The 21493-nt window shown below is 62.9% G+C and carries 29 protein-coding genes and 2 pseudogenes; 14 read left to right on the top strand and 17 right to left on the bottom strand.

Annotation, left to right across the window (positions count from 1 at the left end):
• Positions 1-46: 46 nt before the first annotated feature.
• Complete coding sequence (locus WH5701_RS06505; protein WP_037979713.1) at positions 47-283, top strand: AbrB/MazE/SpoVT family DNA-binding domain-containing protein; 237 nt, start codon at positions 47-49, stop codon at positions 281-283.
• Positions 280-666, top strand: coding sequence for a PIN domain-containing protein (locus tag WH5701_RS06500; protein ID WP_006171317.1), 387 nt, complete (start codon positions 280-282; stop codon positions 664-666). The genes WH5701_RS06505 and WH5701_RS06500 overlap by 4 nt, the downstream gene beginning before the upstream one ends.
• Positions 667-774: 108 nt before the next feature.
• On the opposite strand, the gene WH5701_RS16760 is transcribed toward WH5701_RS06500, so the two are convergent.
• Positions 775-954 (bottom strand): AbrB/MazE/SpoVT family DNA-binding domain-containing protein, encoded by a 180-nt coding sequence (locus WH5701_RS16760; RefSeq protein ID WP_037980559.1) that lies wholly within the window; start codon positions 952-954, stop codon positions 775-777.
• On the opposite strand from WH5701_RS16760, the gene WH5701_RS17605 reads away from it, so the two are divergent.
• Both WH5701_RS17605 and WH5701_RS18005 read left to right on the top strand, forming a co-directional pair.
• The gene (locus WH5701_RS17605; protein WP_156776582.1) at positions 941-1123 is read left to right on the top strand and encodes a hypothetical protein; all 183 of its coding nucleotides are present in this window, start codon (positions 941-943) and stop codon (positions 1121-1123) included. The two genes, WH5701_RS16760 and WH5701_RS17605, sit on opposite strands and share 14 nt — an antisense overlap.
• A 277-nt stretch (positions 1124-1400) precedes the next feature.
• Positions 1401-1670 (top strand): hypothetical protein, encoded by a 270-nt coding sequence (locus WH5701_RS18005; RefSeq protein ID WP_232201799.1) that lies wholly within the window; start codon positions 1401-1403, stop codon positions 1668-1670.
• A 357-nt stretch (positions 1671-2027) separates the two neighbouring features.
• On the opposite strand, the gene WH5701_RS18600 is transcribed toward WH5701_RS18005, so the two are convergent.
• Complete coding sequence (locus tag WH5701_RS18600; RefSeq protein WP_255346382.1) at positions 2028-2162, bottom strand: hypothetical protein; 135 nt, start codon at positions 2160-2162, stop codon at positions 2028-2030.
• A gap of 107 nt (positions 2163-2269) precedes the next feature.
• Here WH5701_RS18600 and WH5701_RS06480 point away from each other — a divergent pair, with 107 nt between their 5' ends.
• Positions 2270-4081 (top strand): SLC13 family permease, encoded by a 1812-nt coding sequence (locus WH5701_RS06480; RefSeq protein ID WP_006171308.1) that lies wholly within the window; start codon positions 2270-2272, stop codon positions 4079-4081.
• A 484-nt stretch (positions 4082-4565) separates the two neighbouring features.
• On the opposite strand, the gene WH5701_RS18595 is transcribed toward WH5701_RS06480, so the two are convergent.
• Positions 4566-4697 carry a hypothetical protein gene (locus WH5701_RS18595; RefSeq protein ID WP_255346381.1) on the bottom strand — a complete coding sequence of 44 codons (132 nt, stop codon included), beginning with the start codon at positions 4695-4697 and terminating at the stop codon, positions 4566-4568.
• 125 nt (positions 4698-4822) lie between these two features.
• Here WH5701_RS18595 and WH5701_RS06475 point away from each other — a divergent pair, with 125 nt between their 5' ends.
• From WH5701_RS06475 to rfbC (WH5701_RS06455), 5 genes are all read left to right on the top strand, one after another.
• Positions 4823-5260 carry a hypothetical protein gene (locus tag WH5701_RS06475; RefSeq protein ID WP_006171305.1) on the top strand — a complete coding sequence of 146 codons (438 nt, stop codon included), beginning with the start codon at positions 4823-4825 and terminating at the stop codon, positions 5258-5260.
• A 246-nt stretch (positions 5261-5506) separates the two neighbouring features.
• Positions 5507-6415 carry a glucose-1-phosphate thymidylyltransferase RfbA gene (rfbA, locus tag WH5701_RS06470; protein ID WP_006171304.1) on the top strand — a complete coding sequence of 303 codons (909 nt, stop codon included), beginning with the start codon at positions 5507-5509 and terminating at the stop codon, positions 6413-6415.
• Between the two features lie 4 nt (positions 6416-6419).
• Entirely contained in the window at positions 6420-7352 is a 933-nt protein-coding gene (rfbD, locus tag WH5701_RS06465; RefSeq protein WP_006171303.1) for a dTDP-4-dehydrorhamnose reductase, read from the top strand.
• Between the two features lie 54 nt (positions 7353-7406).
• Positions 7407-8480: a dTDP-glucose 4,6-dehydratase gene (gene rfbB, locus WH5701_RS06460; protein ID WP_006171302.1), complete on the top strand. Its 1074-nt coding sequence runs from the start codon at positions 7407-7409 to the stop codon at positions 8478-8480.
• 1 nt (position 8481) lies between these two features.
• Positions 8482-9057: a dTDP-4-dehydrorhamnose 3,5-epimerase gene (gene rfbC, locus WH5701_RS06455; protein WP_006171301.1), complete on the top strand. Its 576-nt coding sequence runs from the start codon at positions 8482-8484 to the stop codon at positions 9055-9057.
• A 77-nt stretch (positions 9058-9134) separates the two neighbouring features.
• On the opposite strand, the gene WH5701_RS17170 is transcribed toward rfbC (WH5701_RS06455), so the two are convergent.
• The 9 genes and pseudogenes from WH5701_RS17170 to WH5701_RS18395 all read right to left on the bottom strand — a co-directional run bounded on the left by WH5701_RS17170 (position 9135) and on the right by WH5701_RS18395 (position 16080).
• The gene (locus WH5701_RS17170; RefSeq protein WP_198005142.1) at positions 9135-9887 is read right to left on the bottom strand and encodes a Hint domain-containing protein; all 753 of its coding nucleotides are present in this window, start codon (positions 9885-9887) and stop codon (positions 9135-9137) included.
• A 399-nt stretch (positions 9888-10286) separates the two neighbouring features.
• The gene (locus tag WH5701_RS06445) at positions 10287-11189 is read right to left on the bottom strand and encodes a Hint domain-containing protein (RefSeq protein ID WP_198005141.1); all 903 of its coding nucleotides are present in this window, start codon (positions 11187-11189) and stop codon (positions 10287-10289) included.
• A 174-nt stretch (positions 11190-11363) separates the two neighbouring features.
• Entirely contained in the window at positions 11364-12203 is an 840-nt protein-coding gene (locus WH5701_RS06440) for a calcium-binding protein (protein ID WP_006171298.1), read from the bottom strand.
• Between the two features lie 63 nt (positions 12204-12266).
• Complete coding sequence (locus WH5701_RS06435) at positions 12267-13352, bottom strand: glycosyltransferase family 2 protein (RefSeq protein ID WP_006171297.1); 1086 nt, start codon at positions 13350-13352, stop codon at positions 12267-12269.
• Between the two features lie 329 nt (positions 13353-13681).
• Positions 13682-14111: pseudogene (locus WH5701_RS06425) on the bottom strand (exodeoxyribonuclease III); the annotation flags it as partial.
• A gap of 42 nt (positions 14112-14153) precedes the next feature.
• Positions 14154-14294, bottom strand: coding sequence for a hypothetical protein (locus tag WH5701_RS17595; protein ID WP_006171294.1), 141 nt, complete (start codon positions 14292-14294; stop codon positions 14154-14156).
• Entirely contained in the window at positions 14291-14788 is a 498-nt protein-coding gene (locus WH5701_RS06420) for a hypothetical protein (RefSeq protein WP_006171293.1), read from the bottom strand. Before WH5701_RS06420 ends, WH5701_RS17595 begins: the two co-directional genes overlap by 4 nt.
• A 13-nt stretch (positions 14789-14801) precedes the next feature.
• The gene (locus WH5701_RS06415; RefSeq protein ID WP_232201798.1) at positions 14802-15167 is read right to left on the bottom strand and encodes a nucleotidyltransferase family protein; all 366 of its coding nucleotides are present in this window, start codon (positions 15165-15167) and stop codon (positions 14802-14804) included.
• A 35-nt stretch (positions 15168-15202) separates the two neighbouring features.
• Positions 15203-16080, bottom strand: a pseudogene (locus tag WH5701_RS18395) (GDP-mannose 4,6-dehydratase).
• A gap of 370 nt (positions 16081-16450) precedes the next feature.
• On the opposite strand from WH5701_RS18395, the gene rfbC (WH5701_RS06400) reads away from it, so the two are divergent.
• Positions 16451-16852: a dTDP-4-dehydrorhamnose 3,5-epimerase gene (gene rfbC / locus WH5701_RS06400; protein ID WP_006171288.1), complete on the top strand. Its 402-nt coding sequence runs from the start codon at positions 16451-16453 to the stop codon at positions 16850-16852.
• Between the two features lies 1 nt (position 16853).
• Here rfbC (WH5701_RS06400) and WH5701_RS06395 read toward each other — a convergent pair whose 3' ends face one another.
• Positions 16854-17153 carry a hypothetical protein gene (locus tag WH5701_RS06395; RefSeq protein WP_006171286.1) on the bottom strand — a complete coding sequence of 100 codons (300 nt, stop codon included), beginning with the start codon at positions 17151-17153 and terminating at the stop codon, positions 16854-16856.
• A gap of 93 nt (positions 17154-17246) precedes the next feature.
• Positions 17247-17465 carry a hypothetical protein gene (locus WH5701_RS18390; protein ID WP_037979708.1) on the bottom strand — a complete coding sequence of 73 codons (219 nt, stop codon included), beginning with the start codon at positions 17463-17465 and terminating at the stop codon, positions 17247-17249.
• Positions 17466-17773: 308 nt separating this feature from the next.
• Between WH5701_RS18390 and WH5701_RS06385 the strand changes: the two genes are divergently transcribed.
• Positions 17774-18184, top strand: coding sequence for a hypothetical protein (locus tag WH5701_RS06385; RefSeq protein ID WP_006171283.1), 411 nt, complete (start codon positions 17774-17776; stop codon positions 18182-18184).
• Positions 18185-18597: 413 nt separating this feature from the next.
• Here the strand turns inward: WH5701_RS06385 and WH5701_RS17585 are convergent, their stop codons facing one another.
• Together WH5701_RS17585 and xth are read right to left on the bottom strand one after the other, a co-directional pair.
• Positions 18598-18786, bottom strand: a complete 189-nt coding sequence (locus tag WH5701_RS17585; RefSeq protein ID WP_156776579.1) for a hypothetical protein — start codon at positions 18784-18786, stop codon at positions 18598-18600.
• A complete protein-coding gene (gene xth, locus WH5701_RS06375) occupies positions 18752-19603 on the bottom strand; it encodes an exodeoxyribonuclease III (RefSeq protein ID WP_006171281.1) in 852 nt (283 codons plus the stop codon). Before xth ends, WH5701_RS17585 begins: the two co-directional genes overlap by 35 nt.
• Positions 19604-19673: 70 nt before the next feature.
• On the opposite strand from xth, the gene WH5701_RS06370 reads away from it, so the two are divergent.
• Positions 19674-19955, top strand: a complete 282-nt coding sequence (locus tag WH5701_RS06370; protein WP_006171280.1) for a hypothetical protein — start codon at positions 19674-19676, stop codon at positions 19953-19955.
• Here WH5701_RS06370 and WH5701_RS06365 read toward each other — a convergent pair.
• Positions 19924-20781: a lipopolysaccharide assembly protein LapB gene (locus WH5701_RS06365; protein ID WP_006171279.1), complete on the bottom strand. Its 858-nt coding sequence runs from the start codon at positions 20779-20781 to the stop codon at positions 19924-19926. The genes WH5701_RS06370 and WH5701_RS06365 overlap by 32 nt on opposite strands.
• A gap of 82 nt (positions 20782-20863) precedes the next feature.
• Between WH5701_RS06365 and WH5701_RS06360 the strand changes: the two genes are divergently transcribed.
• The coding region (locus tag WH5701_RS06360; RefSeq protein WP_071934218.1) for a hypothetical protein at positions 20864-21493 on the top strand (630 nt) is incomplete at its 3' end.

Genomic DNA, 21493 nt, shown 5'->3' with positions numbered 1-21493 from the left:
CCAGCGAATTACTGGGTAGGCTAAATGGTAATTCAAGTCGACGATCATGAGAAGCACGATCACGTCCCGCGGTCAGACCGTGATCCCGGCAGCCATCCGTGAGCGCTTCGCGCTCGGCCCCTCTCAGCGGTTGGAGTGGGTCGTGGAGGCTGATGGCTCGATTCGGGTCATTCCGGTTGCCATCTCTCCCGTGAAGGCCTTCCGGGGGCAGGGGAAGCTCGGGGGCTCCACCCAGCGCCAGCTGGCCGATCGACTGGCTGATGCTGCCCTGGAGGCGCGATGACCCGGTTCTGCCTCGACACGTCGGCTTTGCTCACCCTGCGAGATGACGAGCCCGGTGCCGACCAAGTCGAGCAGGCCCTGGAGTCTCCTGTGCGTTGCACGGCCTGTTTCATCACCCGGATGGAGGTGCTCTACCGCGTCTGGACAGACGAGGGTGAACGGGCCGGCCGTCTGGCCTACGAGCAGCTGCAGGCGCTACCGATCGACTGGCTGGAAGCCAGTGAGCCCCTGCTGATCTCTGCCGCGCAGATCAAGGCCACCCATGCCCTGTCCCTGGCGGAAGCCTGGATCGCCGCGGCTGCTCTCCACTGCGGCGCCACCCTGCTGCACAAAGACCCGGAGTTTCAGGCCATCGACACTCTCGCTCAGGAGTGGCTGGCCTGAGGGATCAGGTCCCGGTGGGCAGCAGATGGCCACAGCCTCGCTGCTTCTGGGCCTGCCGATCCGTGAATGGGAACGGCACCCGGACCACCGTGTACGGCACGAAGGCGCTCACAGATCGCGGAACGCGTTCTCATCCGCCGGGCTGCTCCATTCGCTCAGGCCTCTCTCCAGCCCCTGCAGATAGGCCAGCTCCCAACTGAGCAGGTCGCCCTGCCGCAATCCCAGGGCTTCACGCACGGCCTTCGGCACCGTGACCTGCCCCTTGACGGTGAGTGTGGCGACGTCCATCGGTGGCCAACCGAGCGTTTCGGCCATCGGACAGCTCACCCGTCAATGGGCCGCCCACCCCGATCTGCTCGCCGCCAAGCGCGCCGGCCTGCGCCGACTCTGGCAGCGCTATTTCCCCGACACCTTCATCACCGACATCCTCGAATTGCTGGACGGAATCCGCGAATGATCCTCAATGGCAGGCCACGGCTCATCTGGCTCTGGGCACTCCTGATCGGCCTGTCTGTGTTCAGGGGTGCCAGCACGATCTGGCTGCCCCCCTCATCACCGCTGCACGAACCCCTCTGCAACCTGATGAGCGGTCTGCCCGCTTGCCGCAGGTAGCGCGTCCTTCGCTCTCCGCATTTTGCAGACGCCTGGGGCCACTCTGAGAAACTACGGATGCTTGCGCTCATGGTACTGAAGTACTATTCATGGATCGGTTTAGGATTTTTATGGCTACGGTCATGGCAGAGAACGAAGCGCCGGTTTCCTCGGCTCAGCCCGATCCGTTTCCCTTCCTTGATCGCGCCGGCTGCGCCTCACTCGTCGGCGGCTGCCTGGTCGTTCTGATCACGTTCTTTACCTCCTACAGCCATGTCGATCTCCTCGGGATCCGCTTCAGCGTCAATCAGCAAATCGGAATTCCTGTCCTCGTTGCCGCCATGGCGGCGCTTCTTGGCGAAGTTAAACTGGCATCCAACGATCGATGCGCAGATCAGAGCGCTCGAGAGTGAGAGGCGAACGAAGCTGCTCGAGAAAGAGATCAATCAGCTCGATCAAGAGAACAAGCGGCTCGCCGATCTCGAATCCAGGCTCGATGCCTTGTTGCTCAGTGCCGATTCCTCCTCGCCGACACCGCCCGCAACCGGCTCCAGCTGAGCGAAGCCTTGGCTTTGTTGATGGAAGAGATCAAGCCGTCTTGTTCCTGAGCCCGATCAGGTGATGCGCCAGGTCAAAGCCTGGACGGGCGTGCAGGCTGCCCGTGTTCCTTCCCTGGAGAGAGTGACGGTGTTCGGGAGTGTTGCTGGCGGCCGGATCACGCTTCGCCACCGAGCTGCGGCGCGATGCCCGCTGGGTTTGGTCACGCCCGGTCACCCACCCCGCCCATCCAGAAGGGTGAACCACTTGAAGCGCACCAGACAGGGTTGGGGAAGGCCCCTCGACAGGCCCCTCTCCAGCCCCTGGAGATAGGCCAGATCCAACTGGGCCACAGCTCGCACACGCACCGAGCCATCCTTACACCACATCTGGTGTGGTGCCCCGTCAGCCTGTTCTCACGCTAGTGACCACGGACACGGCTTCCCCATGGCGTGCTGACATCCTGGTGGCGCCCATGCCGGAGCTGGTTTTGATCACTCCCTCCGGCTGGATCACCCTGGCGGTGCTGCTCGCGGCGATCGTGGTATTCGTGGGCGGCTGGCTCGCTCCCGAGATCGTGGCCCTGGTCGCCGCCGGGCTGCTGATCGCCACCGGCGTGCTCAAGGCCGGCGATGCCCTGGCCGGGTTCGGCAGCCCTGCCCTGATCACCCTGCTGGGCATGTTCGTGCTCTCCGAAGGCCTGCTGCACAGCGGCGCCCTCGATCGCCTGCGTGAACTGCTCGGCTCGCCGCGCATCCGCTCCCCCCAGCGGCTCGTGGCCCTGCTGGCCGGCGTGGTGGCCCCCCTCTCGGGGGTCATCCCCAACACGCCGATCGTGGCCATCCTGCTGCCGGTGATCGAAGGCTGGTGCCGCCGCCGCGGCGTCAGCCCCTCGAAGGTGCTGATCCCTCTCTCGATCGCCACGATCACCGGCGGCACCCTCACCCTGATCGGCACCTCCACCAACCTGCTGGCCAGCGACGTGGCGGCCAAACTCGGCTACGGCGAATTCCAGCTGTTCTCCTTCACGGCAATCGGCATCCCCGTGTGGCTGATCGGCAGCCTCTACCTGCTGCTGGCTGCCCGCTTCCTGCCCGATCGCGGCCACGAAGGGAGCACCACCCTCACCGAACTCACCCGCCAGGGCTACCTCACCGAGGTGGTGTTGCCCTCCCGCTCGCCTCTTTGTAACCGCACGCTCCACGCCAGCCGCCTGCAGCGCCGTTTCGACGTGGACGTACTGGCGGTGCACCGCGGCGGCCAGAAGCTGCAGCCGCCCCTGGCCGAGCTGCGTCTCCAGGCCCACGACCGCCTGCTGCTGCGCTGCAGCCGTGGTGAACTGCTGCGCCTGCAGCAGGATCAGATGGTGGCCCTGGCCGGCACCCTGCTGGAAGCCCCCGACGGAGAGATCGACTCCAGCGTGGCCTCAGGCATCCGTCTCACCGAGGTGCTGCTACCTGCCGGGTCCCAGCTGGCCGGCACCAACCTGCGCGATCTGCGCTTCCGCCAGCGCTTCAACGCCACTGTGCTGGCCGTGAAACGGGCCAACACCACCCTGCAGGACCGTCTTGGGCGCCTCACGCTCAAGGAAGGCGACCTGCTGCTCGTGCAGGCGCCGCTCGACTCCATCCGCGGCCTCCAGGAGAACAGCGAGCTGGTGGTGCTTGATGAACTCGAGAGCGATCTGCCCACCACCCACCGCAAGGGCCTGGCGGTGCTCACCATGCTGGCGGTGCTGCTGCTCTCAGGCCTGAAGATCATGCCCCTGGTATCAGCGGTGCTGCTGGGGGTGGGCGTGCTGGTGATCAGCGGCTGCCTCGATGCCAGCAGCGCCCTGCGGGCCATCCGCTGGGATGTGTACCTGCTGCTGGGGGGGCTGTTCAGCTTCAGCGCCGCTCTGCAGCAGAGCGGCCTGGCCCAGCTGGCGGCCGACGTCCTGCTCTCACGCCTGGAGCATTGGCCGGTGTATGGCGCACTGGTGGCAGTGTATTTCGTCACCCTTGTGGGCACCGAACTGCTCAGCAATGGCGCCACCGTGGTCCTGCTCCTGCCCGTGGTGGCCAAGTTGGCCGAGGGTCTGCATCAGCCCCCGCTGATGTTCATCTATGTGGTCGTGTTCGCCGCCAGCCAGAGCTTCCTCTCGCCGATCGGCTACCAGACCAACCTGATGGTGTTCGCGCCCGGCAACTATCGCTTCCTTGATTTCCTGCGGTTCGGCTGGCCGCTCTCTGTCCTCTATGCCGTGTTCATCCCTTTGGTTATCCTGCACACAACCCAGCTCCCATGACACCGTCCACAGCCCGGTTGACCCACTGGGGCTTCTTCAGATCAAGGGCTTCTCAAAGCTGAAAGGACGATCCAATCTCCTGAGGCACACCACATCAAGGGGAAGCGAACCAGCGATTACTGCGAAGCCGAGATCAACCTGCCCCGCTCCCACTGAGGGTATTGCTGTGTGTGGCCCCTCACCAGGCCCTATCATCAGTTTAATCCTGTTATTCTGTCCGGAGTTAATGATGTTAGTGGCTACATTCATCCAATCTTAGCCATCCTTCTCAATTCATCTTCAGTTCGTTCAATCCCTCACTGCATTGGTCCAAGTCGTGGAGTCGTATCCCGCCAATCACACCTTGGTGGCCCACTCCGCCCGCCATCACCGGCAGGCAGGGCACCTTGAGCAGGCGGCAAAAATTCTGCAGGAGCACCTCCAGGCCTTTCCCGTCTCCTTGCCCGGCTGGATGGCCTGGCCGAGCCACTGGCCATGACCCCTCTCAGGCCTCAGCCCCGCACCACAGAGCAATCCCTCCTTCGCCCACCGCTTGCTCTGCAGTGAAACGGCGGCCACCTTCATCGACCTGCATCTGTTCACCCAGCATCAGCTCAGCCGTCGGATCAGTTTTCATCTTCAGACGCCAGTGAAGATCCAGGATGGAACCTGGGCTGCACCGATGTGTAATAATTCAGCGAACCGTCTCTTGATTCGACGCAAGATCTGACGATGGACTGATATCTGCACCACCCAGAGCCCATGGCACGCAACTCCTCCCTGAACTTCGTCCTGGTACTGATCGGAGGGACCTTGCTATCGGCTGGCGTCTACCTATCCATTCTTGAGCTGCTCATGTTCTACAACAGAGTCGTTGGATGTGGACGCTTGGGCAACGGCCCCGCCGCCGAAAGTTCCTGCTTCTGGTTTGCCATCCCGTTTGCAACGAACCCCAGTCAGGGTCTCTGGCTGCTGACCATCTCTTTCACGATCGGCCTTGCCTTGCTGTTGTCGAAGACCACCAGGGGCCTGGGCTGGTTGCTGTTGGTGGGCACCATGGCGGTGGCGATGGCGGTGTCTGCGGTGGTGCTCCCGAGCCTGATCTTCGGCATTCGCCCGGACCCATTCCTGGGCTTCATCACCATCATGTTGATGGTGGGCGTAGGCATCGGTCTGATGTCAAGATCCCTGCGCAGCTGAGACTAGTCTCCACTCCAGCAGTTGATACGAGATACTGGTGCGAGCAACTCGCGCTCCACCGCCATGCGTAGGGCATCGCGGGAGCCAATGATCCGGCTCACCTGCTTACCCGCTCACCTCCTGATTCTTTGTGATCTTGATCGGCGGCTGGGGCATGAACTACGCCCCCTTACGTTGGAATACTCACGGCGGCACCGACCATCCGGATGAATCGTGGTACAAGGACGGGTGAAAGGTTCACCACGTATGCCCTCTGAGCCCAAATCACCCCTCACCAGCAGCCGGAAGGGCATCATTCTCGCCGGAGGCTCGGGCACCCGCCTCCATCCCATCACCCAGGCGGTGAGCAAGCAGTTGCTGCCGGTGTACGACAAGCCGATGATCTACTACCCCCTCAGCACCCTGATGCTGGCGGGGCTGAATGAGATCCTGATCATCTCTACCCCCCGCGATCTGCCCCAGTTCCGCTCCTTGCTGGGCGACGGCCATCACTGGGGCATTGAGCTGTCCTACGCCGAGCAGCCGAGCCCGGATGGGTTAGCACAGGCTTTCCTGATCGGTGCAAACTTCCTTGCTGGACATCCAGCGGCCCTGATCCTCGGAGACAACCTCTTCTACGGCGACGATCTCTCCCGCAATCTCCAGGCCGCCAGTGCCAGGCCCTCCGGTGCCTCCGTCTTCGCCTATCGCGTCGCTGATCCCGAGCGTTATGGGGTGGTGGGCTTCGACGGCGATCAACGGGTGGTGTCGCTGGAGGAAAAGCCCCTCCAGCCAGTCTCCAACTACGCCGTCACCGGCCTCTATTTCTACGATCCCGATGTGGTGGAGCTGGCCCGCCAGGTGAGGCCCTCGGCCCGCGGCGAACTGGAGATCACCACCCTCAACCAGCTCTACCTCGACCGCGGCGACCTGCGCGTGGAATTGCTCGGCCGTGGCATGGCCTGGCTCGACACCGGCACCTGCGATTCCCTCCACGAAGCCGGCAGCTACATCCGCACCCTCGAGCACCGTCAGGGCCTCAAGATCGGCTGCCCGGAGGAGGTGGCCTGGCGGCAGGGCTGGATCAGCTCCGAGCAGCTTGCAGCCCTGGCAGCACCCCTGCGTAAGTCGGGCTACGGGGCCTACCTCGAAGCTCTCCTCCAGGAGGGGCTCTGAGGCTATGTCCAGCCTCTCCCCCGTGCTTGTGATCGGCCGCTCCGGCCAGGTAGCTTCCGCCTTGCGGCGGTTAGCACCAACACTGCTGACCCAGCGTCCGTTGCTGCTGGCCGCCAGGCCCGAGCTGGATCTGGCCGCCCCCGCCCCTGAGCTGGACGCCACCGTCGAGCAGCTCCTGGAGCAACACCAGCCCGCCCTGGTGCTCAATGCCGCTGCCTACACCGCCGTCGACAAGGCCGAGAGCGAACCCGAGTTGGCGGCGGCCATCAACAACGCCGCCGTGGGCGTGCTCGCCCGCGCCTGTGCCGCCCGCTCCCTGCCCCTGTTCCACCTCTCCACCGACTACGTCTTCGCCGGTGGCGGGGAGCGCCCCTGGCGGGAGGACGATCCCACCGGCCCCCTCGGCGTCTATGGCGCCAGCAAGCTGGGGGGCGAGGGGGCCCTGCGTGCCGCCGGAGGTCCCCATCTGTTGCTGCGGGTGAGCTGGGTGTTCGGCGTGGAAGGCGCCAACTTCGTGCGCACCATGCTGCGTCTGGGAGCCGAGCGTCCGGCCCTTTCGGTGGTGGCCGATCAGATCGGCGGCCCCACCAGCGCCGAGGCCATCGCCACCACCTGGCTCAGCCTGGCCGAAGCAGCCATTGCCAACCGCTCGCAACTGGATCCCGATCTGCCCTTCCCCTGGGGCACCTACCACTACGCCGGCGAACCGGCCGTCAGCTGGTATGGCTTCGCCGAAGCGATCTTTGCCGAAGCGGTGGCGCTGGGTCTGCTGGCCCGTGCCCCGGACCTCACCCCGATCCCCACCAGCGCCTACCCCACCCCGGCGCAGCGCCCTGCCAATTCCCGAATGGAGACCAGCCGATTCCGTGCTGCCTTTGACATCCCTCCTCCCGATTGGCGCGAGGATCTCCGCACCTGCCTGCGCGCATGGGCCTGATCTGCCTTGGGTCATGACTGCTCAACGAACCACCCTGTCCTTTGTTCTGGCCCAATGACCCGTCATCTGCTGATCACCGGCGGCGCCGGCTTCATCGCCGGCAACCTCACCCACCACTGGGCCGCTGACCATCCAGGCGACCGGATCGTGGTGCTCGATGCCCTCACCTACGCCGGCAACCGCGCCACGATCCAACCACTGATCGAGTCCGGCCGCATCCGCTTCGTGCACGGCGACATCGGCGATCGTCCGCTGGTGGACGCCCTGCTGGCGGAGCACGCCATCACCCATGTGGCCCATCTGGCGGCCGAATCCCACGTGGACCGCTCGATTACGGGCCCCGGAGCCTTCCTGGCCACCAACGTGAACGGCACCTTCACGTTGTTGGAGGCCTTCCGTGATCACTGGCTCTCGGCTGGTTCTCCCACCGACTGGCGCTTTCTGCACGTGAGCACCGACGAAGTGTTCGGCAGCCTCGAGCCCAGCGATCCGCCCTTCTGTGAAACCACCGCCTACAGCCCCCGCTCCCCCTACGCCGCCAGCAAGGCCGCCAGCGACCATCTCGCCCGCGCCTGGCAACACACCTACGGCCTGCCGGTGCTGGTGAGCAACTGCTCGAACAACTACGGGCCTTTTCACTTTCCGGAAAAGCTGATTCCACTCACCCTGATCAACATCCTGCTGGGTCGGCCCATCCCGGTGTATGGCGATGGCTCCAACGTGCGCGACTGGCTGTATGTGGAAGACCACTGCCGAGCTCTCGATCGCATCCTGCTGGCCGGCGAGCCCGGCCGCACGTATTGCATCGGCGGCTGCAACGAGGTCGCCAATCTCGATCTGGTGGGCATGCTCTGCGCACTGATGGATGAACTCGCCCCGGATCTGCCGGTGCGCCCCAGCCGGGAGCTGATCCGCTTCGTGACCGATCGCCCCGGCCACGACCGCCGCTATGCCATCGATGCCACGCGCATCCGCGAGGAGCTGGGCTGGCAGCCCCAGGTGACCGTTCAGGAGGGGCTGCGCCGCACTGTGCAGTGGTACCTCGCCAACCGCGAGTGGTGGCAACCGCTGCTGTCGGCGGAATACGCCAGCTATCTCGAGTCTCAGTACGCCGCTCGCCTCGCCTGAGATGCAGATCATTCCCCAGTCGATCCCTGAAGTTCTGCTCTTCCAACCGAAGGTGTTCGGCGATGAACGTGGCTTCTTCGTGGAAACCGCCCGCCAGAGCGTGCTCGACGAGGCCGGCATCCCGCCGCTGGTGCAGCACAACCAGTCGCGCTCCCGCTGCGGTGTGCTGCGTGGCCTGCACTACCAGCTGGTGCAGACCCAGGGCAAACTCGTGCGCTGCTCCCGCGGCGCGGTGTTCGATGTGGCGGTGGATGTACGCCGCGGGTCAGCCACATTCGGTCAGTGGGTGGGCGCCATCCTTGATGACGTGAGTCACCATCAGCTCTGGGTGCCACCGGGATTTGCCCATGGCTTCCTGGTGCTCAGTGAGGTGGCGGATTTCTGTTATCTCTGCTCAGACTATTACCACCCGCCCTCCGAGCAGGGGATCGCCTGGGATGATCCCGAGTTGGGCATCGCCTGGCCGGATCTCCCTGATGGGGTGGAGGCCCAGCTCTCAGCCAAGGATCTGGTCAACCCCAGGTTGGCCCAGCAGCCTGCTGAGCATCTGCCCGCTGCTGGAGCTCTTTTGATCTGAGCTCAGAACTCCGGGTCAACAAAAAGCCAGCCCTTGGAGGGGCCGGCTTGTGTTGAGTGCAGAAATGTCCGCAGGGATCACACGGCAGCCAGTTCTCGCTCCTTTTTCGGCAGGCCCCTAGTCAAGGCGTTGTGTCTGAGGGTAAGGCGCAGGCTCGAGCCCAGTTGACGGGCGAACTTGACTCTGGGGAGTGACATCTCCTGAATCGAACGCTCCTCACCGTACAGAGCCTGGTACTCCTCGTAGTTGTCCCAGGTCTTGCGAGGTGCGTTGTCGATGAAGGATTCCGCCTTGAGGCCGTTGGCCTCGATGATCATGTGCTCATCCAGCTCGATGTTGTAGTAAACGATCGAGTGGGAGGGTTCCCAGTCATCGATGCTTGTGCGGGAGATCGTCGCTCCGTTGACCAGCGCCGAGGCGTGCACCAGATGCTCCTCCACCAGAATGGCGTGGTCACCGCTGACGTAAAGATCCTCGCAAGGAAGGCCTTCGCCAAGGGCACAGGCCTGAATGCGAATCGGCAAGGACTCGCAGAGATCAAGCATGTAGGGCTGGTAGGCCGAGCGGCTTACAAAGCGCACAGGCTTGGGGCCGTTGTTGGTGTGAATCAATTGGCCCACCTCAAGATCCTGGATCGGCACAGAGCCATGGGGAGTGGATATGCTGGTTCCGGAGAGGAAGCAGAACACGAACGGCGTGAGGAGGCTTGCAGCCGCCGTATACACCCCTGTACCGTTGCCGGGACTGGAATTTGCTGTATTAGCCACATAACGAACACCTCCAGTAGAAGTGCTACTGAAAACAGGAACAATCGTGTTTCCGAACTTCATCGTCCCCTGGAAGTACAGAGTATTACCTACTTCTTGTATGAGCTGAAATGTGACCGCTTCTCCCGGACTCAGCTGAGAATTGTTGCTGGTCTCCGTGAATACCACAGAGCCACTAGTAATCAGATCACTTCCGGTAACTTTATCATTTCCAGATGGTCCGTCTAGGCGATAAAGAGCCTGGTAAGTTACCGTTGCCATTGATGTAACAATAAAGACTTTACCATCCTAAGCGAAAGACGAACAATCTGCACATGGCTTGGTAGCAAGGATCACCATTTTTCAAGGTTCTCAGCACGTGCGGATTACGGCAAGTCACCATCAGTCTGATGCCTGCTCAAAAAAAACCCGACCGTTGGGTCGGGTTAGAGAAACGCTAAAAGAACCGTTTGCTGATGCCGCTCAGAGAGCAATCGCCTCGGGTTTGGCTGCGGCCAGTTTGGCCTGGATGCTGGTAGGCATCTGCCGCTTGAACTTGATCCGGGGAAGCGGGAGTTCCTGGATGGGCTGTTCGTCTTTGCCGTAAAGGGAGAGATAGGCCACGTAGTTGTCCCAGTCGGAACGGGGGCGGTTGTCGATGTACGACTCGACGTCCAACCCCTCAGCCTTGATCACTGCATGGACCTCCAGCTCCACGTTCAGGTAGGTCAGCAGGTCACGGTCACGCCAATCTTTGTTTGTCGTCTGAACGATGCTGTGACCGTTCACCAGCACGGAGGCGTGCAGGAGATGACCATCCACTAGAACGGCATGATCGGGGCTCACGTACAGGTCACGGCACGGCAGACCGTTCCCAAGTGCATCCTGCTTGATGAGGATCGGCATGGAATCGATCTCTTCGAGGGATTCAGGCGTGTGGCAGGTGCGGCTGATGAAGCGCACGGCCATGACCCCATCGGCAGTGATGATCTGGTCGCCAGGCTTGAGGCTTTCGATCGCCCGATCGCCTGAGGGGGTGGCCAGGAGGGTGCCGGCCAGGATGCAAACAGGGGTCGAAGCAAAGGACGGGGTACCGATTACTTGGCCGTCTAAGTTAGGCGTGTTGGTGGCCAGGAAGAAGTTTGTGCCTCGCTGAAGCAGGATACCTCCGGCAACACTGCCGGCATAGCGGGCATTCTGATTGACAGTGGTGTTGTTGGAGCGTTGAAAGTTGACGGCTGCGCGTTCACCGTTGGATAGGATTCCATCGTCGACCACAGGTGTGATCGTAACGTCGCCGTTGGAACGGTCGTTGCTGATTACTGTTAAAACACCCAGACTGTCGAATTCGACGCGGTAGTAATTGGAGTAGGTGAGTGATGCCACTGGAATTCGGCCATTCAACTGTAATCATAGAGGCGATGTTCAGCATCGATTGTGCCTTAAGATACATTTGCATTCAGTTGCTGCCTTCGATCTGGTATCGCTCAATGCATCAGGCCGGTTGCCATGAAGTCGAAGACAAGGCTGGCGGTCTATTGGACTTCTGCTGAGGACTCATCAAATAGCAAACGTGGCTGCGCCATCCGATCCAATGCTGACGATTCCCTCACGGATGGACGCCAGGTTGCTGCCAATGGCTTCAAAGCCGGAGATCGCCATGATCGAGCCGATGATGAAGCCATCACCGCTGCTCAGGATCGAGTAGCTGCCGGGATTGAACTGGAGCTGATCAAAACCTGCCCCCCCATGGAATTGCCCACTCCCGAACCCCTTCAGTGTGTCGTTGCCCCACCCAAGGTTAACAAGGCCACTGCCGAGGAAGCCTCCATTCAAGGCATCCACTACGTCGTTACCCAAGCCCGTATTGATCTCCCCTCCGGAGAGGAGGATTCCCGCAACTCCGCCGATACCTGTGATGGTGTCATTGCCGGGGCCTGTATTGATGGTGCCGTCGTTAAGGATGCCGAAGAGTGAGCCGCTTCCAGTGATGGTGTCGCGGCCAAATCCGGTGTTGATCACCCCAAAGTTGACGACTCCAGAGTCAGAACCCACGCCTGAGATCAAGTCATTCCCGAGACCCGTTTGAATATTGCCATTAAAGTTAAAAATCCCATTGGTGCTGTTGAATCCAGAGATGGTGTCTGAATTCCAGCCGGTATCAATGGTTGCATTGAAAACCAGGATACCATTCCCAACCCCGCTGCCGTTGACCGTATCTCTGCCTAAGCCTGTGCGAAGGGTGGTTTCAAACACAATGATTCCATAGTCCCCGCCAGTCCCGATGATTTGGTCAGCGCCCCATCTAGTTTGTGTCGCTGAATCAATCAGGATCGGCTCGCCGGGATTAAAGATGTCCGATGCTATCGTGAACTGAAAGTCTTGGGGAAGATTGGCCATGCCGAATGGAGAACTGGATGAAAATCAGATACTGCAGTTACGATCCCTTCCGAGGGATTGATCTCAGCGCCAGTGGTTCAGCCAGCGGCGCCGCCAGCGACCTTTGTCGCCCAGCTGATGCCTGCGACGGTTGAGATACCAGAGTCGATTCAGTTGATAGCTGCGGCTGTTGGTCTTCGCCAAGTTGGGATCACTGGCCACAGTAGCACTGGTGACCTGATTGATGCTTGCCATGGATTCATGGACAAAAGAGCCGTCGAGCAAGTCAATGTCAGTACAGGCCAGTAAGCGATCACGATAATCCATATCCTCGCAGTAGGCGGGATGGAAGTTGTCGTCAAACAGACCGATTCTGTCCCAGGTCTGGGCCGTGATCAGGAAGGCAGAAAAGGCCTGCCCATCAGGTAGCAACGGCATGAACTGGGCCCGGCTGGAATCGATTGTCTCGAGTGCCTTGCCGAGTACCCCAGGTGGGAATGCTACATCGTTGTTCACGATCAGGGCCAGGCTGGCATCAGGAAATCCCAGGAGAATCTGATTCCAGGCAGAAGCCACCCCAGCATTCCCAAACGCACGGGCGATGCGCACGTGCTGTACGCCAGGCCATCCGTCTTGATCCAATCGATCCAACAGGTTGCGCATTGCCTTGGCATCGTCTCCCACGCGTCCGGAACTGTTGTCAACAATCGCCAGGGTCTGCACTGGCACATCCAGGCTGGCCAATAACCGTTCCAGTAAATCGGGTCGGTTCAGCACCGGAACGCCTACCAGCGGCAGCAATCCTTGGTCTGGTGGTGGTGGCGAGAAGCGCTCCAGACCTCGCCAGAATTGTTCCAGCAGTGGCTGATCACTGGTGGTCTCCACCACATCAGCCAGACAGCGCAGCAAATCCGCCGATAGCAGAGTTTCTGGGTCGGTCTGCATGGGCACCATCGCCAATTCCTGATGCAGCCAAGCCAGCACCAGATCCCTTGCTCCACGGCGATCGCCAAGGCGGAGCAACTGGTCCACGCTCACAGCACGGATCGGGCTTGCGGCATCGCAAGTCAAGCCGATCGCCTTGACCTGATCCCCATAGCGACGTCCCAGTTCCTGCCAGGTCGTGACCGCTGCGGCCAGCGAGGTCAGGTCTCCCTCACCCTGTTCCAACCTGATTCCATCGCTCGTGAATGGGACGTCAGGCTAAAGGCTTTCGTCGCGTCGACCCCTGCCCATGGTCCTGCCCACCAAGTAGCCCACCAAGCTACCGGCCATGGCCCCTTGCAATTGCCAGAACTGGCGCCGGTACCGCCAGGGAATCGCCCCCAATTGAACTCCAACCACCAAGGCCAGGATAAGAGCAAGGCTGCCACCTCCCACCAACCTGGCCATGCCCCCACGCTGTTCAGGGCTGTGCTCCGCCAGCTTGTTGCCCTCGGGACGCGACGGTGCGACGGAATCGGGCAATTTGCCGGGATCTTCGTTTGATGCTACCAATTTTATCCAGCTCCATCCAGCCACTGCTCTTCCCAATCCAGGTCCTCGTTCTTTTCACTCTCCGGCGGCCATTGCAGCTGCACCACCACCGGCGCATGGTCGCTGGGTTTGTCGTTGCCGCGTACTGCTTTTTGGATCCGGCAGCCGGTGGCCCGCTCCTGCAGCTCCTCTGAGAGATAGATGTGGTCGATGCGCCAGCCGCTGTCGCGATCCCAGGCGCCGCTGCGGTAATCCCACCAGCTCCAGTGGCCGCTGTCGGGCTCGAACAGGCGGAACACATCGGCCTGCCGTTCATCCAGCGCCAGGCGCAGCGCGTCCCGCTCGGGGTCGCTGGGGGTCGTGGATGTCGCGGTCATCGAGGGCGATGTTGAAATCACCAACCATGCAGAGGGGTTCAGCGTCGGCGTCCTGGGCGTCGAGGTAGCGGCGCAGCAGTGCCCTCGACAACGCCACTCAGCCCGGAGATGCCGTCGATCAGGCCATCAGGTCCCTGGAGGCCCAGGGTTCCTTAGGGGCGTTCTGAGGAGTGGTCTGAGGAGCTTTGATCTCCTGGCTGCGCCGCAGCGGTTCAAGGCCCCAGGCCGCTTTGCGGGCTAGAGCGATCAACAGCTTCACGCGGCGACCAGTTCTTCCAGCCAAGCTTGAAAGCGCTCAAGGTCCTCCTCGATCCCCGGCCACATGGCGATGGCCCGCTCAAGCAGCAGGCGCACCCGATCCGCATCCAGTTCGTAGGCGTAGAGGTGGCGCACCACATGGCGGAAAGCCAGCAGTTCCGCCAATCCCAACCTCACCGCCGGGCTCAGCACGGCAGGCCTCGAATCGGTGACGACGGCCATACGATCCAGCAACCGTCGATGCCAGTCGCTGTCCTCAGGTGTTCCCCCGTTGAGCACCCTCACGATCAACAGCAGACACCGCTCCACGCCGGTGTAGAGACTCTGGAGCCGCAGGGCAGCCGAGTCGACCGTTTCACTGCTGCCTTTGCCTGCCTCCATGAAGCCCTCGAGCCTCTTGAGGCTGCCCACCAGTTCTGAGAGTCTGTCGCGCTCGATGCGCAAATCGAGCTGCAGATCGCTCAGCCGCCGCTGCCAGGGATCAAGGGAGGCCATCAAAGCTTGAGCATCACAACACGATGGCCCGCTCCCGGATGCGCTGCTGCCAGTGGGGCGGCAGGCTTTCCAGACACACCAGATCGATCGGGATGAACGGAGCCTGGCGGGCTGCCGCCAGGTTGTCGAGTTCTGCCCTGGCGGTGAGCAGCGCCTCCGGTGGCAGACCCGCCACCGCCAGGTCCATGTCGGAGCTGCTCTGGGTGCGGCCCTCGGCCACCGAGCCGAACAGCCAGACGCCCTCAATGCCCGGCCAGCCCTGGCGCAGTCTCGACGCTGCCTGAGCGGCCAGGCGGCGGGCCGCCCGCTCCCGGGCCTGGGCCAAGGCGATCGCCTCATGCCGGCGCTGGCGCCAGATCCGGCGTTGGGCTGGGCTCACCAACATGGATTAAGCCTACGATCAGCAGCCAGCTCTCACACCGCCCTTAGCTGGCCGTTCGTCAGCCGCTCGCGGAAATTGGCCACGGTGGCGGCCAGCCCCACGGCCAGGGGGATGCGCGCCCGCCAACCCAGGGCCGCCAGACGGCTCACGTCGAGTTGTTTCTTCGGCGTGCCGTCGGGCTTGCTGGTGTCCCACTCGATCGTGCCGGCAAAGCCCGTGGCCGCCGCCACCGCTTCCGCCAGCTCACGGATGCTGAGGTCCACTCCGGTGCCCACGTTCAGGTAGCTCAGCGCGCCGGGAGCCTCGGGGCTCCAGTGCTCCAGGGCGAACACGCAGGCCTCGCCCAGGTCGTCCACATGCAGGAACTCGCGCAGGGCCGTGCCCGTGCCCCAGCAGGTCACGCTGGTGCCGCGGCCGTGATCAGGGCGCCCGGCCGCCTCGTGGAAGCGACGGATCAACGCCGGCAGCACATGGCTGTACGGTAGTTCACCATGATCCAGTAGGCATAGAGCTTGGTCACCCCACAGGGGCTGCGCGGATAGAACGGCGTGGTTTCCTTCTGGGGGATCTCCTTTACCAGCCCGTAGAGCTCTGACGTGCTGGCCTGGTAAATGCGCGTCTTTTGGGTGAGGCCGAGGATGCGCATCGCCTCCAGGATCCGCAGCGTCCCCAGGGCGTCGGAGTTGGCGGTGTACTCAGGGCTCTCGAAGCTCACCGCCACGTGGCTCTGGGCACCGAGGTTGTAGATCTCATCGGGCTGCACCTGCTGCACGATGCGGATCAGATTGGTGCTGTCGGTGAGATCCCCGTAGTGCAGCATCAGGCGTGGATCGCTTTCGTGGGGATCCTGATACAGATGATCGATCCGCTGCGTGTTCAGGCTGCTTGCCCGCCGCTTGATGCCGTGCACCACATAGTCCTTCTCGAGCAGCAGCTCAGCCAGATAAGAGCCGTCCTACCCTGAGATGCCCGTGATCAGAGTGGTTTTCGGCATTGGCGCCATGTCTTGTTGGTCTGCGGACCATCGCAGAAGGCCGTGGTTTCCGCAAGTGCATCAGTAACAGGAGCGGCGCTGGAGATGTTGCTGGCTGGGCAACTTCAGAGGGCATTGGCGAGGCCGCTGCCAGGCTCTGAAGGCTGATCCCTGAGGTGTTGCTGCTGCAGCCGAAGGTGTTTGGCGATGAGCGTGGCTTCTTCGTGGAAACCGCCCGCCAGGAGTCCTCATCGACGCCGGGATCCCACCGCTGCTGCAGCACAACCAGTCGCGCTCCTGCTGTGGTGTGCTGCGCGGGCTGCACTATCAGCTGGTGCAACCCCAGGGCAAATTGGTGCGCTGCTCCCAGGGTTCCGTCTTCGATGTGGCGGTGGATGTGCGGCAGGGCTCCCCCAGCTTCGGCCGGTGGGTGGGCACCATCCTCGACGACGTGACCCATCACCAGCTCTGGGTGCCGCCGGGCTTCGCCCATGGCTTTCTGGTGCTCTCCGATCTGGCTGATTTCTGTTATCTCTGCTCCGATTACTACCACCCCCTCTCGGAGCAGGGCATCGCCTGGAATGATCCAGCTGTGGGTATCACCTGGCCCCAGCTGCCCGCTGGCGTGGAGCCTCAGCTCTCAGCCAAGGACCTCGCCAATCCAGCACTGGCCCAGCCGAGCGCGGAGCAGCTGCCGCGTCTGGGCTGATTCACAGCCTTCTGGGCTCACCACCGCCCGGTGGCCTGCGGCTGCGTCCCACGCCCCAGCCCACCACAAAACCCACCAGCCCACCGGCCAGCGCCCCCTGCAGCTGGAACATCTGGCGGCGAAAGCGCCAGGGCATCGCTCCCAGTTGCAGCCCGATCAGCACCGCCAGCGTCAGGCCCACCACCAGCCCGCCGCCGCCCATCCCCCACAGCCCGCCGCGCTGGCCGGCCGTTGCTGGCTTGTGTGCTTCCCCCAGCTGGTGGCGCTCCAGCTGCTTCTGATTCAGCTGCTTGTTGTCCATACCCTGCAGCGGTTTGACCCATTGTTGGGGTTCCCAGCTGTGGATTCGGTTTACTCCAGTCCTTCCGCGTTGTCGTCGTTGTCGTCCTCGTCTTCAGCCTCCGCCGGCCACTGCAGTTGCACCACCACCGGGGCATGGTCGCTGGGTTTGTCGTTGCCGGCGCACCGCTTTGTGGATCAGGCAGCCGGTGGCGCGCTCCTGCAGGTCTTCGGTCAGGCCGTTCAGCAGCTGCAACCAATCACTGGTGGCATGAAAGGAACCTCCCTCCAGGACATCCTCCAGGCAGGGCCAATCGTCGAGAGTGGTGTTCACGTCGGGCAATAGCCGTGCGCGGATTCCACCTCCAACAGGCCACTCTCCAAACAGCAATTGCTCAAGGCCCAGCGCATCCCAGTGGGACGTGGCCACAAGCCTGGGAGCCGTACCACAGGTGGCGCAGAACGTGATTGCCATGTCACGTCCCCATTATTTCAACAGTCTCAGACCTACGTTCCAGAGTGCTAATCCACCACTCCATGCCCCAGAACGGACTCGTTGGGGCTGAGGCTCGTGGCGCGGGGATGACAAGGCAAGGACCCGGATGCGGCATTCTGACGTGATTCGCCGTGAACTGTGCCGCGATGGACCACGATCCCCCCAGCATCATGATTTCCGTTGCCATGGGCGAAGTGATCGACAGGATCACCATCCTGTCCATCAAGGAGGATAGGATCACCGACTCCCTTAAGCGGCCCCACATCCTCGCTGAGAAAGACGACCTATCCGCGACCCTCGATTCTGCAATCGCGAACCTCCCGGAGGGCGTCCAGAGCACTATTGAGGCCTTGATGATCGCGATTCTTACCGTCAATGCCAGTCTCTGGGAGGTGGAGGAAAGCCTGCGGAGGAGTGAACATAGGCGTGTTTTTGATGCACGATTCGTTTGGATGGCGCGATGCGTCTATCTGCTCAACGATTCACGGGCAGCCTTGAAGCGATCGATCAGTCTGGCCGCTGGATCGTTGATTATTGAAGAAAAATCCTATGGCTGATCCCTTGCCCTACGCAGCGGCCCCGGCTGAGCGGCTTGGTCGGAAGAGTATTGATCTTGCCAACGAGCATCATGTCCACAGATGATCAGATCCTTCAGCAGATCGGGACGGTTCAGCACCGGCACTCCCACCCGGGGCAATACCCCAGGTGCTGGCAGGGGCGGAAAAAGCTATTCCAACTCCTGCCAGAAGAACTGCAAAAGTCCCTGATCACTGCTGAGCTCAGCCCCATCGGCCAGACAACGCAACAGATGGTTCTGGAGTACCTCCTGGCGACTTCACCGTTGGGGCATGGCCCTCAACCAATCCATAAGCCAGTTCAGGACAGCCCCTTGAGCGCCTGCTAGGTCCCCCAGCTGGAGGAACAGTTCAATCGCTGCCGCCCGCTCCTCAGCCGTGGCCACCTCTGTTGATCATTGAATCGACTTGATCCGCTGGTCGTAGCAGCTTCCAAGCTCCGGCCATAACGCCACTGAAGACGCCGGAATCTTGAGATCGTCGACCTGTTGCCTTACCTCTGGTTTGGCTCCTTCCTGCAACGAATCAAGCGCCAGCTTTGTTTTGAGCTTAGGCAGTCCAGCCTTCAGCTTCCAGTTCTTCATCCCGCTCATCGTCTTCAGCCTCCGGCGGCCACTGCACTTGCACCACCACCGGCGCATGGTCGCTGGGTTTGTCGTTGCCGCGTACTGCTTTGTGGATCAGGCAGCCGGTGGCCCGCTCCTGCAGCTCCTGTGAGAGATAGATGTGATCGATGCGCCAGCCGCTGTCGCGGTCCCAGGCGCCACTGCGGTAGTCCCACCAGCTCCAGTGGCCGCGCTCGGGCTCGAACAGGCGGAACACATCGGCCAGCCGCTCATCCAGCGCCAGGCGCAGCGCGTCCCGCTCGGGATCGCTGGCCATGATGCCGCCGCTGAGCCGCTTGGGATCGTGGATGTCGCGGTCGTCGAGGGCGATGTTGAAATCCCCCACCATGCAGACGGGATCGCCGTCGGCGTCCTGGACCTTCAGGTAGCGCTCAAGGCAGGCCAGCCACGCCAGCTTGTAGGCGTACTTCTCCGATCGCAGCGCCGAGCCGTTGGGCACGTAGAGGTTGAGCACGCGCACTCCCTCGATGCGGGCGCTGATCACCCGCTTCTGCTCCGCCAGCGCCACGGCCGGCTCATCGGGCAGCAGGGCGTCGAAGCCGATGCGCACATCCTCCAGCGGCAGCCGGCTGAGGATGGCCACTCCGTTGTAGGCCTTCTGGCCACTGATCACGGCGCTGTAGCCCAGGTCGCTGAACGCCCCGACGGGGAAGGCCGCATCCTCCACTTTTGTTTCCTGTAGGCAGAGCACCTCGGGGCGTTCCAGCTCCAGCCAGGCCACCACCTGCTCCAGCCGGCTGCGCACGGAGTTCACGTTCCAGGTGGCGATCTGCATGCCGCAAATATCAGCCACCCCCGGTGGCCCTTAGCATCAAGGCACCATCCTGTCCCGTCGCACGCCTGCCATGGCCCGTCACCTGGCCCTTGCGGCCCTCACCCTGCTCGCGGCTCCCCTGCTCGCCCCGCCGGCCCAGGCCCAGTTGCCCTCCTACGGGCAGTCGATCCAGGAGCAGCAGATCTACGACAACAGCCCCACCGGCCGCCCCAGCGGCGGGATTCTCGAATCGGGAAATCCGATGGAGCTGATGAACAAGCTCCGGCGCAACAGCGCCCTCGACAACGCCACCCAGCCCGGGGATGCGATCGATCAGGCCCTCAAGGATCTCGACGCCCAGGCGGCTCCTTAATGGCGTCCTGAGGCGTTTTCGCTCCCTTGGCGCGGCGCAGGGGTTCCAGTCCCCAGGCCGCCGCCACGTCATCGAGGCGGGTATCGGGCTGATTGGGCTTCAGCCGGCGGGCGCGCTCGAGGAGCTCCAGCGCCTCACGGGTCTTGCCTTGCTGCTGGCGCAGCATCGCTTGTCCCAGCAGCGGCCGGGGATCCTCCGGGTGTGCGGCGGTGAGCTGCTTGTAGAGGTTGTCGGCGGCTGGAATCTGGCCCCTGCGCTGCTGGAGATCGGCCAGCAGCAGCCCGATCGCCAGGGACTTGGCGCCTGCTTTCTCCCGACTGGCCTGCTGATAGGCCTTGGTGAGCAGCGCTTCCGCTTCCGGGCCCCGGCCCTGCTCCAGCTGCAGCAGAGCCATCAGCTGCAGGGCCTCGATCCGGTCAGGCTTGAGGTTGAGCAGTTGGCGCACCTCCCGCTCCGCCCCGCTGGGGTCCTTCTGGTCGCGGCGTAGCTCCGCCAGCATCAGGCGCAGGCTCCAGCGCTCGGGCTGCTGGTCGGCCATGCGTTCCAGCAGTGCCGTGGCTTCAGCCTTGTCGTCGAGGGCCAGCAACAGTTGCAGCAGCCGTTGCTGCTGGCCCTCGCTGGCCTGACCCCGGCTCACGTCCGCTCGCAGGCGGATTGCCTGTTTCTCCAGCTCCAGCCGCGAGCGGTCCACCGGGCGGCTGCCCAGTCTGAGTTGCCCCAGCCACCAGCCCGCCATCAAAGAAACGACCGTGAGCAACGCCGCCCCCAGCACCAGCCAGACGCGTGGGCGGGAGCCCACGGCAGCGGTGGAGGGGCGCGGTGGCATCGACCTTGTTCCGGATCCTGCAAGTCTGACCCCTGGAGCCCTGGCTAGATTGCGCTCCGGGCCTCTGGTTGCCCCCACCACGATGCGTCAACACCCCATTTCCCCGGTCACCGAACCGCTTCAGTACCGGGCCATCGGCGTGGTGCGAGGTCAGTACGTGCCCTCCGACCCCGAGCAGCTCACTCGTGGGCTGATCCGCACCGACGACGGCACCGAGATCGATGCCGTCGTACTCGGCCGGGTGCTCAGCCTGGTGCGCCGCCACCTCGATCTGGAGCGCTCCCACCTCTGGGTGGTGTATCCCCGCTGCCGGGAAGCCGGCGCCTTGCACCTGCAGATGGTGGGGGTCTGGGAACCCAGCACCCTCAGCGAGCCCGACCCTGAAGCGGTGCCCGGTGCTGAAGAAGTGCCTCCCGCCGATGGTCTCCCCGAAGGCGATGACTACTTCTCGGTGCGGGGCGAGCTCATCTACACCCGCCCCGAGTCCAAAGAGCTGGTGGTGAAGGTGCGCCAGCGCCCCAGACCCGATGGCAGCCGCCCCCAGCCGTTCAAGTTGCCCCTCAGCGGCGAGGTACCCCTCGAGCATCTGCGCCACTTCGTCTCCCTCGATCTGCGCCGGATCGGCCACCACCTCCAGGTGGAGCACTTCGAGGTGATCGGTCCGGTGGCCCAGCGCGGCAACCGCGGCGGCAAGGGTCGCTCCGACCGGCGC

This window comes from Synechococcus sp. WH 5701 (genome assembly GCF_000153045.1).
In the GTDB taxonomy this organism is placed as follows: domain Bacteria; phylum Cyanobacteriota; class Cyanobacteriia; order PCC-6307; family Cyanobiaceae; genus Regnicoccus_A; species Regnicoccus_A antarcticus.
Note: the sequence above shows the minus strand (reverse complement) of the source record. Positions and strands in the feature narration are given on the sequence as shown.